Annotated in this window: 8 protein-coding genes and 1 tRNA gene; 2 read left to right on the top strand and 7 right to left on the bottom strand. The window is 70.2% G+C overall.

Going from position 1 to position 13,432, the window contains the following annotated elements; translation table 11 throughout:
* Positions 1-50: 50 nt before the first annotated feature.
* Positions 51-1,916: a formylglycine-generating enzyme family protein gene (locus RAB71_RS07565; protein WP_234006646.1), complete on the bottom strand. Its 1,866-nt coding sequence runs from the start codon at positions 1,914-1,916 to the stop codon at positions 51-53.
* Positions 1,917-2,055: 139 nt separating this feature from the next.
* On the opposite strand from RAB71_RS07565, the gene rnd reads away from it, so the two are divergent.
* Positions 2,056-3,141, top strand: a complete 1,086-nt coding sequence (rnd, locus tag RAB71_RS07560; RefSeq protein WP_010344216.1) for a ribonuclease D — start codon at positions 2,056-2,058, stop codon at positions 3,139-3,141.
* Positions 3,142-3,207: 66 nt separating this feature from the next.
* Here rnd and RAB71_RS07555 read toward each other — a convergent pair whose 3' ends face one another.
* A complete protein-coding gene (locus RAB71_RS07555) occupies positions 3,208-3,612 on the bottom strand; it encodes an H-NS family nucleoid-associated regulatory protein (protein WP_010344215.1) in 405 nt (134 codons plus the stop codon).
* Between the two features lie 235 nt (positions 3,613-3,847).
* Here RAB71_RS07555 and RAB71_RS07550 point away from each other — a divergent pair.
* A tRNA-Ala gene (locus RAB71_RS07550) sits at positions 3,848-3,923 on the top strand.
* A 189-nt stretch (positions 3,924-4,112) separates the two neighbouring features.
* On the opposite strand, the gene RAB71_RS07545 is transcribed toward RAB71_RS07550, so the two are convergent.
* The 5 genes from RAB71_RS07545 to RAB71_RS07525 all read right to left on the bottom strand — a co-directional run bounded on the left by RAB71_RS07545 (position 4,113) and on the right by RAB71_RS07525 (position 13,123).
* Positions 4,113-4,295, bottom strand: coding sequence for a hypothetical protein (locus tag RAB71_RS07545; RefSeq protein ID WP_010344214.1), 183 nt, complete (start codon positions 4,293-4,295; stop codon positions 4,113-4,115).
* Between the two features lie 84 nt (positions 4,296-4,379).
* Complete coding sequence (locus RAB71_RS07540; protein WP_010344213.1) at positions 4,380-4,901, bottom strand: chemotaxis protein CheW; 522 nt, start codon at positions 4,899-4,901, stop codon at positions 4,380-4,382.
* Between the two features lie 11 nt (positions 4,902-4,912).
* Positions 4,913-6,595 (bottom strand): methyl-accepting chemotaxis protein, encoded by a 1,683-nt coding sequence (locus RAB71_RS07535; protein WP_010344212.1) that lies wholly within the window; start codon positions 6,593-6,595, stop codon positions 4,913-4,915.
* Between the two features lie 82 nt (positions 6,596-6,677).
* Positions 6,678-8,345, bottom strand: coding sequence for a methyl-accepting chemotaxis protein (locus RAB71_RS07530; protein ID WP_010344211.1), 1,668 nt, complete (start codon positions 8,343-8,345; stop codon positions 6,678-6,680).
* Between the two features lie 434 nt (positions 8,346-8,779).
* Complete coding sequence (locus tag RAB71_RS07525; protein WP_041500061.1) at positions 8,780-13,123, bottom strand: DEAD/DEAH box helicase; 4,344 nt, start codon at positions 13,121-13,123, stop codon at positions 8,780-8,782.
* Positions 13,124-13,432 lie beyond the last annotated feature (309 nt).

The raw sequence follows: 13,432 nt of genomic DNA, 5'->3' as shown, positions 1-13,432 counted from the left end.
CCCCTCCCTGACTGGTGAGGCAATCTAGCGTCGGCGCCGACGCGGCGGCGTCAAATGCCGCGGACCAGGCGGAAACCGACGCGCGCGCTGGTGCTGTCCGAATCCTGCATCAGCCGCCACGCCGCACGGGTCTGCTCGGGCGCGTTGGCCCAGTTGCCGCCGCGCACCACCCGCGAGCGGCAGCCCGGGTTGTACCAGGCCGCGCCGTCGGCCGGTGCGCGCCGGTAGCTGGCATGCCAGCAGTCGGCGACCCATTCGCTGAGGTTGCCGGCCATGTCGTGCAGGCCCCAGGCATTGGCAGAAAAACTGGCGACCGGGGCCGGCCCCCAGAAGCCGTCGGTGTAGCCGACGAAGGCGTTGCGCCAGTGCCGACCGCTGGGCGAGACGTCGCCGCCGCCGGTGAAGTTGCCGCTGCCGCGCGGCGGCGTGCCGGCATTGCCCCAGGGGTAGCGGCCGCGGTTGCCGGCGCGCAGGGCGTACTCGAACTCGGCCTCGCTGGGCAGCCGGTAATGGCGCCCGGTCTGCTGCGATAGCCAGGCCGCATAGGCCTCGGCGTCGCGCACGCTGACGTGCATCACCGGACTGTTGGGCGCCGCCCGCGCGCCCTGGTAATCGGACTGCCAGTCCACGCCGTTGCGGCGCACGAAGTTGCCGCTGCGCTCGTCGTAGACGGTGGAATGGCCGCGGCGGGTGGCGCGCGGGCGCGCATTGGTCGCCTCCACGAAGCGGCGGAAGTCGGCCACGGTGACTTCGGTGATCGACATGGCGAAGCCGCGGTCGAAGCGCACGTAGTGCTGCGGCATCTCCGCCGGCGAGGCGCCGGGTTCGCTCTCGGCCGCGCCCATGCGGAAGCCGCCGTGCGGCACCACGATCATCTGCGGGCCGCGCCCGCCGTCGTGCATGCCGTCGGTGAATACCTGTCCGGGGCGGAAACTGCCGTAGTGGGTGGCCAGATCGATGCGTTCGCGCAGCATCGCCGCCACCGGATCGCCGGGATCGGCGATGCGCAGCACATCGCCCAGGCGCTCGCGCGCCGACTTCAATCCCGCCGGCGTGGCCAGATCGCGCAGGCCGGCATCGCGCAAGGCGGCGATGCGCGCCACCCGCACCTGCTCCACCCGCACGCGCGCATCGCGCACCGTGGGCGCGTCCTCGCGGACCCGCGCCGCGCGTGCCAGCCAGCTGCCGGCGGCGGCGAAATCCGAGGCCGCCGCCGCCGTCTCGGCGCGGCGGATCAACGCGCTCTCCACCGCCGCCACGCCCTGGCGTGCGCGGTCGTCGTCCGCATCCAGCTGCAGCGCCTCGCGGAAATTGGCCAGGGCGCCGTTGCCGTCCTCGCCCAGGCGGCCGCCACGCAGGTCTTCCTCGCCGGCGCGGTTGTAGGCCAGTACCCGCGCGGCGGTCTCCACCCGCTGTTGCAGGCGCCGCACCGCCGGATCGTCGGCATCCAGCCACAGCGCCACCATCGCGATGCGCGTGGCCTGCTCGAGCGTGCGTTCGGAAAGATCCGGATCGCCCAGCGCCTGCGCGCCGAGCTGCAGCAACCGCCGCCGCGCCTTGCGCAGGCCGTCCTGGGCGGCGCGATCGTTCGGCGCCAGGCTGCGGATCGCCAGGTACAGCGGTATCGCCGATTGCGCATCCTCGAACAGGCGATCCTCGGCCAGCGCGCGCGCCGCCTCGCGTCGTGCCTGCGGCAGGCCGCTGCGGCTGAGGCTCGGCAACGGCGGTTGCCAGTGCGCCACGGTCTCGGCCGCATCTTCGCCGCCGATGGTGACGCTGGGCGCCTGCACCGGCCTGGCCGGTGTCGAATGCGCCGGGGCAATGGCCGTGGCGGTCGCAGGCGCGGTCTCGGCGGCAGGCGCCGGCGGCTGCCGCGCACAGCCGACCAGCGCCGCCGCGAGCATGCTCCAGACCATCACAACGCCGCTGCTGCGCACTTTTCCTCCGAACCATGGACCTTGCGACGCCATCCCGTCCGGCGCGCCGTGCGGCCGGCGGAGCGACGTTAGGCTATTCTCGCCTGCCTGAGCAAACCCTGCAGTCAACGGAAATCACGTGCCTTATTGGATCAAGCAACCCGCCGAGCTGAGCGAACGGCTGGCGCAGCGGCCGGCCCGCATCGGCCTGGACACCGAATTCGTCCGCGAACGCACCTACTGGCCGCAACTGGCGCTGGTGCAGATGGCGGTGGGCGACGAAATCCTGCTGATCGACCCGCTGATCCCGGGCATGCCGCAGGCACTGGCGCCGTGGCTGAGCGATCCGGGCATCCTCAAGATCATGCACAGCGCCAGCGAAGACCTGGTCGCCTTCAAGTGTGCCTGCGGCACCCTGCCGCGGCCGCTGTTCGACACCCAGATCGCCGCCGGCCTGGCCGGGCTCGGCGCCGGCATGGGCTACCAGAAGCTGGTGCTGGAGATCACCGGCGTGCACCTGGCCAAGGGCGAGACCCGCTCGGACTGGCTGCGCCGCCCGCTGTCGCCGGCGCAACTCGAATATGCCGCCGACGACGTGCGCCACCTGTTCGCGCTGCACGACGCGCTGCAGGCGCGGCTGCAGACCCTGGAGCGCAGCGACTGGCTGCACGAGGACGGCGAACGCCTGCTCGGCACGGTCGAACAGGACGACGGCGAGCGCTGGCCGCACCTGGGCATGCGCTCGGCGCAGTTCATGGACCGCCCGGCGCAACTGCGCCTGCTGCGTCTGTTGCGCTGGCGCGACGCGCAGGCCCGGCACAGCGACAAGCCGCGCAGCTGGATCCTGGACAACGAACTGGCCGCCACCCTGGCGCGGTTCCCGCCGCAGGACCCGCCGGCCATGCTGGCGCTGTTCGACAAGCACCCCAAGGCGCCGCGCAAGCTCAGCGACGCGCTGTGGCAGGCGCTGACCACGCCGCTGGCCGACGAAGCCGACGCGCCGCAGGCGCTGGCCGCCAGCGACGACAACAAGGCCGCGCTGAAGCGGCTGCAGGACGCGGTGGCCGCGCGCAGCGCCGAACTCGGCCTGCCCGACGGCCTGCTGGCCTCGCGCAAGCACCTGGAAGCCCTGCTGGAAAGCGCGCAATGGCCGCAGCCGCTGGCCGGCTGGCGCAGGCGCGAGCTGGAACCGCGGCTGCAACCGCTGCTGGCGGCCGCGCGCTGAGCGGGTGAGCCCGGGCCGCGATCGGAAATGAAAAAAGGCCAGGAATTCCTGGCCTTTTTCGTTCGCTCAGTACTTGAAGAGCGGGAACTTCAGATCCGGGTGGCGCGCCTTCCACTCGTTGTAGGCGGCGGTGCCTTCCCAGGCGGCGAACGCCTTCGGGGTGCGGCCGCGGCCGGACCAGGTTTCGCCGGTATGCGGCAACTGGTACTTCGGCTTGACCTCGCTGCGGCCACCGGCGGACTTGCTGCTGGCCGGCTTGGGCGCCGCGCTGGTCACGTACGCCGCGATCTCGTTGCGCTGCTTGGCGCTGAAGAACTCGGCGAACTGCTCCAGCAGCGACAGCACATTGGCGTGCGCCGCATTGGTTTCGCCCTCGCGCGCCTGCCGCTCCTGCTCTTCCAGCTTGCGCATTTCTTCCTGCAGCTTGGCCTTGGCTTCGGCGATCTGTTGCAAGTTGCGAACTTCCGTCATGTGTAAAAGACCTGTCTTTAGGTAAAAAGGTATGAGGCGGACGGTATATTGCGTCCGGAACGAAATCACTGCGGGAGATTTCGGCCGCCGAGTATATCGACTCCATGCGAGCGCTGTAGACAGCATGCTGAGCGCGTTTGCGATGGTGCCCGACCGGCCCCCGCCCCGGCGCGGCGATGTTGCACTGCCCTCTTGGCACGCGGCCCCGTGCCCAGTTACACTACGCGCCTGATGTGGGGCGGTAGCTCAGCTGGGAGAGCGTCGCGTTCGCAATGCGAAGGTCGAGGGTTCGATCCCCTTCCGCTCCACCATCTTGCCGTCTTCGACGGTGCAAACGAGGTCAGACAGCCATCAGGCTTTCTGGCCTTTTTTGTTGGCCGGTCTTGCACTTGGATGCGCTCGATCGCGCGACGTCGGCCATGTGTCGTGTGGCAGGGAATCCCGCGCCTTCGTCCTGACGGACGCGAAGCGGGAGCACTGCGCTCCCGCCGCCACATCGCTCAGTCCTGCGCGCCCTGCCCCGGCTCATCCTGGCCGGAACGCGGGCCGCGCTCGTGCGCCTCGCGCAGTTTCTGGTCTTCCAGGCCGGGTCGCTGCTTGGCGGTGTCGTCCTGGGCACGGTCCTGCCGGCCCTCGTGGATGCCCTGCTGCTTGCCGGACTGGGTGGTTTCGTCTTTTGCCATGGTCTGCACCTCGCTGGGGCGGATGCCCGTTTCAGGCCACCCTAACGAGGCCTCCGTGATGCATGGATCACGGCGTGGCGGGCCTCACGCCGCCAGCGCCGCTGTGCCGGCCTCGACGATGTCGTCGCTGCGCAGCAGCCGCGCGCGGTCCAGCAGGATCACCAACCGATCCTCCAGCTTGCCCATGCCCTGCAGCAGGTCGCGGCGGATATCGCTGCCGAAGGCCGGCGGCGCCTCGATCTGCTGTGGCGGCAGTTCCAGCACCTCGTTGACCGCGTCCACCAGCAGGCCGAAGGACTGCGCGCCGCCGCCCTCGTCGGTGGCGGCGGTGGCGATGACGATGCAACTGCGCCGGGTGACCTGGCTGGGCGCGCGGCCGAGCCGCGACTGCAGGTCCACCACAGGCACCACCGCCCCACGCAGGTTGATCACCCCGCGCACGCAGGCCGGCATGGTCGGCACCGGGGTCGGCGTGCGGTACTCGATGATCTCGTGGATGCCGGCGATGTTGAGCCCGAACAGTTCGCGATCCAGCTGGAAGGTCAGGAACTGGCAGCCGCTCTGCGGCGTGTCTCCGGCCGCGGTCTCGTAGCGATTGTTGTGCATGGTGTTCCCCTTCAGAAGTTGACGAACTGGCCTTCGTCCGGCGCATCCGCCAGCGCGTAGGCCGGCACCGGCCGCGCGCGCGGGCGCAGGCCCTTGCCGGCGTTGCGCAGCGGCCGGGTGGCGGCCGGCCTGGGCGTCACCGGCGCAGCGCGGCGTGGTGCGGCCAGGTCCTGTTCGCGGTTGAGGCGGAAGAATCCCATCGCCTGCTGCAACGATTCGGCCTGGGTGCTCATCTGTTCGGCGGTCGCCGCCAGTTGCTCGGAGGCCGCGGCGTTCTGCTGCGTGGCCTGGCTGAGCTGGGACACCGCCAGGTTGATCTGGGTGACGCCGGAGGACTGCTCCTGCGAGGCCGAGGCGATCTCCTGCACCAGATCCGAGGTCTTCTTGATGCTGGGCACGATGGTGCCGAGCAGGTTGCCGGCGCGATCGGCCAGGCCCACGCTGCTGGCGGCGACTTCGCCGATCTCCTGCGCGGCGACCTGGCTGCGCTCGGCCAGCTTGCGCACTTCCGCCGCCACCACCGCGAAACCCTTGCCGTGCTCGCCAGCGCGCGCGGCCTCGATCGCCGCATTCAACGCCAGCAGGTTGGTCTGGTAGGCGATGTCGTCGATGATGCCGATCTTCTGCGCGATCTGCTTCATCGCATGGGTCGAGGCCAGTACCGCCTCACCACCCTCCACCGCTTCCTTGGCCGCCTGCGCCGACATGCCCTCGGTGACCTTGGCGTTGTCGGTGTTCTGCGCGATGGACGCGGTCATCTGCTCCAGCGACGCACTGGTTTCCTCCACGCCGGAGGCCTGCTCGGTGGCGGCCTGGCTCAGCGACTGTGCGGTGGCGCTGACTTCCTCGGACGAACCGGCCAGCGATTGCGCACTGGTATTGACCTCGCCCACCACGTCCGCCAGACGCTCGACCATCGTCTGCAGCGCCACCATCGCGCTGGTGGTGTCGTTGGGGCGGGTCGGCACCTGCACGGTGAGATCGCCGCGGGCGATCCGCGAGGCCACTTCCATCACCGTGCTCGGCTCGCCGCCGAGTTCGCTCATCAGCGACCGCGCGATCAGGAAACCGATCGCCGACGCGCACAGCGCCGCGATCAGACTACCCACGATCAGGGTGAGGTTGGTGCGCTGCTGCAGTTGCTCGGCCTCGGCCGCGCGCACGGCCAGCAACTCGCTCTCGGCGCGGCGCACTTCGGCCATGCGGTCGCGCATCGCGTCCATGTAGGCCTTGCCCTTGGAAGCGCGCACCGAAGCGGCCAAGGCCTCCATCGTGGCTTGGCCCTGGTTGACGTCCTTGCGCAGCGCGATCTGAGGATGCACCGCCTGGCTGAGCCATTGCGCCTGGGTCTGCTTCAGCGCGTTCAGGCGCTCCTGCTGCTTGGGATTGTCCGCGGTCAGTTCCTGCGCGGTGCGCAGGTGGCTGTCGAAGCTGGCGACGCCGTCGCGGTAGGGCTGCAGGAACGCGTCCTCGCCGGTCAGCGAGAAGCCGCGCGTGCCGGTCTCGATGTTGATCAGGCTGCTGAGCGCAGCATCGACTTCGGCGATCACCTTGTAGGTGTGGGTGTTCCAGTAATTGGCCTGCGACAACGCGGACACGTTGAAGTAGGCCACGCCGGCCAAGGCCAGCAGGATGCACAGGACCACGGCGAAACCGCCGTAGAGTTTGGTGGCGATCTTGAGATTCTTCAGCACGGCACTCTCCCGACAATGGGGCAGTTGTGACAACGACAGCGACACGGAACTGGCGGCGCGACCGGCGCCGCCAGGGAATGGATCAGGCGCGGCCCAGCAACGCTTCGCCGCGATCGCGGCTGCTTGCGCCCGGGCGACGCGCGGTAGCGGAGGTGGCACGCGGCGCCCAGCGCGAACCGGCCGCGCGCAGCGGCAGCGGCGCTTCGCTTTCGTCCAGCGTCTGCGTGGCGCGGCGCGCGGCGGCCGACAGTTGGAAGAAGGCCATGCTTTCCTGCAACTGCACGGCCTGCGTGCTCATCGATTCGGCGGTGGCGGCCAACTCTTCGGAGGCGGTGGCGTTCTGCTGGGTGATCTGGCTCAGCTGCACCACCGCCACGTTGATCTGGGTGACGCCGGAGGACTGCTCCTGCGAGGCGGCAGCGATTTCCTGCACCAAGTCCGAGGTCTTCTTGATGCTCGGCACGATGGTCTCCAGCAATTGCCCGGCGCGCTCGGCCAGCTCCACGCTGGAACCGGCGACCTCGCCGATCTCCTGCGCGGCGACTTGGCTGCGCTCGGCGAGCTTGCGCACTTCCGCGGCGACCACGGCGAAGCCCTTGCCGTGCTCGCCGGCGCGCGCGGCCTCGATCGCCGCATTCAACGCCAACAGGTTGGTCTGGTAGGCGATGTCGTCGATGATGCCGATCTTGTGCGCGATCTGCTTCATCGCCGCCACCGTGGCCACCACCGCCTCGCCGCCTTCCAGGGTTTCGCGGGCCGCCTGCGCGGCCATGCCGTCGGTCACCTTGGCGTTGTCGGTGTTCTGCGCGATCGAGGCGGTCATCTGCTCCAGCGAGGCGCTGGTCTCTTCGACGCTGGCGGCCTGCTCGGTCGAGGCCTGGCTCAGCGACTGCGCGGTGGCGCTGACTTCCTCCGACGCGCCGGCCAGGCTCTGCGCACTGGCGTTGACCTCGCCGACCACCTGCTGCAGTTTCTCGACCATGCGCTGCATCGCCAGCAGCAACTGCGCGGTCTCGTCGCGGCCGCGCACCTCGATCGACATGCTCAGGTCGCCCTCGGACAGCGCATTGGCCACGCTGACCGCCTTGCCGATCGGCCGGGTCACGCTGCGGCTGATGAACACGCCCAGGCCCACGCCGAGCAGCACGCCGCCGATCACGATGGCGAGCATGGTGCGGGTGCTGCTGGCGTAGATTTCGTCGGTGACATCGTTGGCCTTGGAGGCATTGGCCTCCTTGATCTCGCCCAGTTCCGACATCAGCGCATCCAGTTCGTCGGAGCTGCTGCGCACGCCCTTGGAGAGTTCCGCGAGCTGCGCGTTGCCTTCCGGGAGCGGCTCGCGCATCACCGACTCGACGAACTGGCCGCGCCGCTCCAGGTAGGTCTTCCACACCTGGTCGAAGCGCGCCAGCTTGGCCAGCGTCGCCGGGTCGTCGAACGAGGTCCTAGCCTTGTCCATGTGCTCGACCACATTGGCGGTGTACTTGTCGATATTGGCCACGTGCTTGGCGCGGTCTTCCGCGGTGCTGGCCAACTGCAGGTTGGCGCGCGCGCGGCCGGCATTGATCAGATTGATGTTGGCCTCTTTGAGGTGCGACAGGCCGAGCAGCTCGCGCTCGTACAGCGCGGTGGCGTAGTCGTTGATCCGGCCCGAGTTGCGGATGCCGACCCAGCCGATGCAGGCGCCGATCGCCGCCACGATCAGGAATGCCGCCGTCAGCCTGACCCCGATTTTCATATTGCCCAACATGGTGTGTACCCCGATTTGTGTGTGTCCGCCTGCGCCGGGCGATGCGTCCGGCTGCGTGTCGCGGCGCCTCGCGGAGCGATGCCTCTGACTGAGTCGCCAGAGGACCGCTGCGCTGCAACGTCATGCGTGAGGGCTATCGGCGCAATCGAGGGCGCCTTTAAATCGCGTGAAAATTGCGGAATCCCGCATAAGACAAGCGCTTTCGCGACATTCGTGAATGCGCAAGAGGCATTGCGCTGCGGTGCTCAACGCGCAGACGAGCAGGCGCGGGTCGCACCGCACCGATGCCGCACTTGTTCTGCAAAGGCAGAACCCCCCGGTTTTGCACCGGAGCCAAAGTGGGATACCAACCCCTTTAATTTGTAGACAGAATGTGAAAGCAGCGCCGATATGTCACAAGCGCCATCGCGGCGGGCGGGCGCGGCGCATTGCCTTCACGCCATCTGCAGTGCCACAAGCGTGCGCCGTTCCGCCGCAGCGCCACCGCGCAACAGCCGCCGCGCATGCGCATGCTCCTCGGCATTCATGTCCTGCAGCGGCTCGAAGCGCTCGCCGACCCAGCTCGCCATCGGCACGCCGTCGCGGTACAGCACGCGCGCGCCCGCAAGCCGCGGCACCCGCGTGCCGGGCAACACGCTGCCGAGCAGATTGGCCGGATCGGCGGCGGCCACGCACAGCCACTTGCCGTCACCGGGCTGGCGGCGGAGTTGCCGCAGCAGGCCTATCGCCTCGGGCAGGGCGAACTGCTCGCCGGACAGGCCGTCGATGAAGCGCCCACCGCGGATCTCGCCGCGCGCCTCCAGCCGATGGTAGACGCGCAGCAGTTCGCGCCATGGCGGCAGCCACGCCGCCTCGCGCTCGAGCAGGCGCCAGCAGACCACGCCGTAGCGGCGCAGCAGCGTCCGTGCGACATGCTCGACCGCCTCGCTGCGTGCGGCCGGGTCGTCGGCCTCGGCGTCGGCACGCAGTACGGCCCAGCGTCCGGCGTCCTGGATGCCGCCGTACAGCGCCATGCGCGGCCGCCGCCGCGACAGCGCCGAGGGACGCTTCGAGGGCGGCACCAGCAGGGCGCGCAGGCCGGCGTAGCTGTCGCAATGGACCCGGCCGGCGGCGACCAGCTCGGCCAGCGCCGCCTCCAGTTCGGTGGACAGCAGGCGCGTCGCCTCGGCGATCTCGTCGAAGAACGAGGCGCCGTGCGCCTCGAGATGGTCGGCCACCTTGCGCGCGCGCGAGCCCAGCGCGCCGGCTTCCGGCGCTGGCGACAGCCGCGACCAGTGGCCGGCGCTGCGCCGCGGCAGCAGCAGGATCGGCGTGCTGCGCAGCGTCGGTGCGGCGCCGCCGGCGCCGGGGCGCAGCCGCGTCCACAGCGTGCGTCCGGCGCTGCAGGCCTCGTCCAGCCACGCCGGGCGGTAGTCGCGCACCCGCGCCGGCAACAGCTCCGCCTCCCACAGCGGCGCCGCGGCCTCCACGCCCTCCAACTGTGTCAGCACCGCACCCATGGCCTCGGCGCCGGCGACCTGCCCTTCCGCGTCTAGGTGCTGCCAGCGGAACAGGAAACGCGCGTAGTCGCGCGGCGCCACCGGTTCGATCTCGCGGCGCAGGCGGCCGAGGGTGTAGCGGTGGATCCGTGCCAGCAGATGGCGCTCGCACCATTCCTCGCCGTCGGCATCGGCGCTGAAGCGCCCGCCCAACACATAGCCATCCTGCTGCAGCGCCAGCAGTCCCGCCTGCACCTCGCGCAGCGGCAAGTGCAGCGGCCCGGCCAGCGCGGGCGCGGTGACCGGCCCCAGCCCGGCCAAGCGCCAGCGCATCAACTCGCGCAACGCGCTGTCGCGGTCCCAGTCGGCGATCGCATAGCCCGCAGGAATGGCGATGGGCGGCTGCGCACTGGCCTGCGGGTACAGCGGCGCCACCGCCGCCAGCGCCTCGGCCGCCACCCACAGCGCCGCCGTGGCGCCGTCGACGCCGTGCAGGCAGGTGGCGCGCGCGTCGACGGCCAGTTCCTCCAGCCACTGCCGCCACTGCGGCTGCGCAGCGGCCTCGTCCGCGCTCACCACGCCGAGCGTGAGCAGCGCTTCGTGCATCTCGTCGCGGCTGCGCGGCTGCGGCCAGGCCTCCTCGCGCACCGCGGCGATCGCCTGCAGGTCCAACTGGCCGAGATCGTCGGCGCTGTCCGGATCCTGGTAGCGGCGGCTCTGCACCGCCTGGGTCCGTCGTTCCTCCAGCGGTGCATCGTCGAGGAAGGCGTAGGGCCGCGCCTCCAGGGCCTCGGCCGCCAGCGGCGATGGCGCGGTCAGCTCGCGCGCCAGCACGCGCACGGCGCCGGCCTCGATGCCGTGCAGCAGCTGCAGCCAACCGGCGCTGTCCATCGCCTCGTCCAGGCAATCGCGCAGGGTCTGCGCCACCAGCGGATGCTCGGGAATCTCGCGCTCGCCGACCAGGTTCTCCGCGCAGGCCACCTGGTCGGGGAACACCGTGGCCAGCAAGTCCTCGGACTTCATCCGCTGCAGTTGCGGCGCGACCTTGCGCCCGCCGGTGAAGCGCGGCAGCGCCAGCGCGTTGGTGGCGTTCCAACGCCAGCGCACGCCGAACAACGGCGCGTCCAGCAGCGCCTGCACCAGCACGTCCAGCGCCGAGGCGGCGCGCAGGTAACGCGCCACCTCGTCCAGGGCGAAGCTGTGCCGGGTCGACAGCGACAGCACGATCGCGTCCTCGGTCGCCGCCGCCTGCAGTTCGAAATTGAAGGTACGGCAGAAGCGCTTGCGCAGGGCCAGGCCCCAGGCGCGGTTGATGCGGCTGCCGTAGACGCTGTGGATCACCAGTTGGGTGCCGCCGGTGGCATCGAAAAAGCGTTCCAGCACGATGCATTGCTGGGTCGGCAAGGCGCCCAGCGCCGCATGCGCGCGGCCCAGGTAATCGACGATCTGCTGCGCAGCGGCCGCGTCCAGCGCCAGCGGACCACACAGCCACTGCAGCGCCTGGGTCGCCCCGCCCTGCTGCAGCGCCTGTTCGAGTTCGGCACGCAGCCGCGACACGCCCAGCGACAACGCATCGCTGCGCCCCGGCGCTTCGCCGATCCAGAACGGGATATTGGGCGGCGCGCCGCGCGCGTCCTCCACCCGCACCCGCCCCGCTTCCACGCGCAGGATGCGGTAGCTGGCGTTGCCGAGCTGGAACACGTCGCCGCCCAGGCTCTCCACCGCGAAATCCTCGTTGACCGTGCCGATGGTCTGCGCCTGCGGCTCCAGCACCACGCTGTAGTCGCCGGTCTCGGGAATGGTGCCGCCGGAAGTGAGCGCGGCCATCCGCGCACCGCGGCGCTGGCGCACGCGGCGATGCACCGCATCGCGATGCAGGTAGCCGGCGCGCGGCCCCAGGCGCGTGCTGAAGCCTTCGCAGAGCATGCGCAGCACCGCGTCGAACTGCGCGCGCGGCAGCGCCGCATACGGCCAGGCGCCACGCACCAGCGCGTACAGCGCGTCTTCTTCCCACTCCTGGCAGGCGACCTCGGCCACCAGTTGCTGGGCGAGCACGTCCAACGGCGCATCGAGCATGCGCAGCGCATCCAGTTCGCCGCGACGCACGCAATCCAGCAAGGCCGCGCACTCGACCAGGTCGTCGCGCGACTGCGGGAACAGCCGCGCCTTCGGCGTGCCGCCCACCGCATGTCCGGAACGGCCGGCGCGCTGCAGGAACGCGGCGATGGAGCGCGGCGAGCCAAGCTGGCAGACCAGGTCGACGTCGCCGATGTCCAGCCCCAGTTCCAGCGACGCCGTGGCCACCAGCACCTGCAGGTCGCCGGCCTTGAGCCGGCGCTCGGCGAGCAGCCGGGTCTCGCGCGCCAGGCTGCCGTGATGCGCCGCCACCGCTTGCGTGCCGAGCAGTTCGCCGAGGTGGCGGGCGGTGCGCTCGGCCATGCGCCGGGTGTTGACGAACACCAGGGTGGTGCGGTGCGCGCGCACCAGCTCGGCCAGGCGCGTATACACCTGCTGCCACTGGTCGGCGGACATGGTCACGCTGAGCGGCGTCGGCGGCACCTCCAGCGCCAGGTCGCGGGCGCGCGCATAGCCGATGTCGACGATGGCGCAGTCGGCCACGCCGTCGTGCACCGCGGCGCTGCCGACCAGGAACCGCGCGACCGCCTCGATCGGCTTCTGCGTCGCCGACAGGCCGATGCGCAGCGGCGGCACCTCGCACAGCTGCTGCAGGCGCTGCAGCGACAGCGCCAGGTGGCTGCCGCGCTTGTTCGCCGCCAGCGCATGGATCTCGTCGACGATCACCGTACGCACGTGGCGCAGCGTCTCGCGCCCGGACACCGAGCCGAGCAGCACGTACAGCGACTCCGGCGTGGTCACCAGCACGTGCGGTGGGCGCCGCCGCGCCTGCGCGCGCTCGCGCTGCGGCGTGTCGCCGGTGCGCACCGCCGTGCGGATCTGCACATCCGGCAACCCAAGCGCCGCGAGTTCGTCGCGGATGCCCTGCAACGGCGCCTCGAGATTGAGCTGGATATCGTTTGAAAGCGCTTTCAGTGGCGACACGTACAGCACCTGGGTGCGGTCGGGCAGGCCACCTTCACGCAGGCCTTCGCGCACCAGCGCGTCCAGCGCGGCCAGAAATGCCGTCAAGGTCTTGCCCGAGCCGGTCGGCGCAGCCACCAGCGTATGCCGCCCGGCCTGGATCGCCGGCCACGCCTGTACCTGCGCCGGCGTGGGCGCAGCGAAACGCTGCTCGAACCAGCGTGCCACGGCGGGATGGAAGCGCGTTTGCGCCAACGACATGCGATCTCCTGGGCCACCGCCGCAACACATGCGGAGCGAACCGACGATGCCACCGCTGCATATTGTCCACGCGATTGTCTCGCGCCAGCGGCTCGACAATGAAAATGGTGACGTTATCTGCGCAATCAAGCGCATTCACACGCGAGCGCTGTTTTTACGGGCTTTTCTATTAAGCGTTCATCGAACGACATAATGTCTACCACTCGCTCCGCAGAGCGCGGTTATGTTGTCGACGGCATCACGTATCCCGGCCTAGCGTTTGCGCATGACGCACGAGCTTCGCTTCTGGGAACGGAATGCGGCACGGCA

It is taken from the genome of Xanthomonas sacchari (assembly GCF_040529065.1).
Lineage (GTDB): Bacteria > Pseudomonadota > Gammaproteobacteria > Xanthomonadales > Xanthomonadaceae > Xanthomonas_A > Xanthomonas_A sacchari.
This window is presented reverse-complemented; position numbering and strand designations above follow the sequence as displayed.

What these genes read in the sequence shown, in the direction of transcription:
- RAB71_RS07555 (WP_010344215.1), bottom strand. Translation starts at nt 3,612, where the DNA reads ATGACGGAAGTTCGCAACTTGCAACAGATCGCCGAAGCCAAGGCCAAG.
- RAB71_RS07545 (WP_010344214.1), bottom strand. Translation starts at nt 4,295, where the DNA reads ATGGCAAAAGACGAAACCACCCAGTCCGGCAAGCAGCAGGGCATCCAC.
- RAB71_RS07525 (WP_041500061.1), bottom strand. Translation starts at nt 13,123, where the DNA reads ATGTCGTTGGCGCAAACGCGCTTCCATCCCGCCGTGGCACGCTGGTTC.
- RAB71_RS07565 (WP_234006646.1), bottom strand. Translation starts at nt 1,916, where the DNA reads ATGGTCTGGAGCATGCTCGCGGCGGCGCTGGTCGGCTGTGCGCGGCAG.
- RAB71_RS07530 (WP_010344211.1), bottom strand. Translation starts at nt 8,345, where the DNA reads ATGTTGGGCAATATGAAAATCGGGGTCAGGCTGACGGCGGCATTCCTG.
- RAB71_RS07540 (WP_010344213.1), bottom strand. Translation starts at nt 4,901, where the DNA reads ATGCACAACAATCGCTACGAGACCGCGGCCGGAGACACGCCGCAGAGC.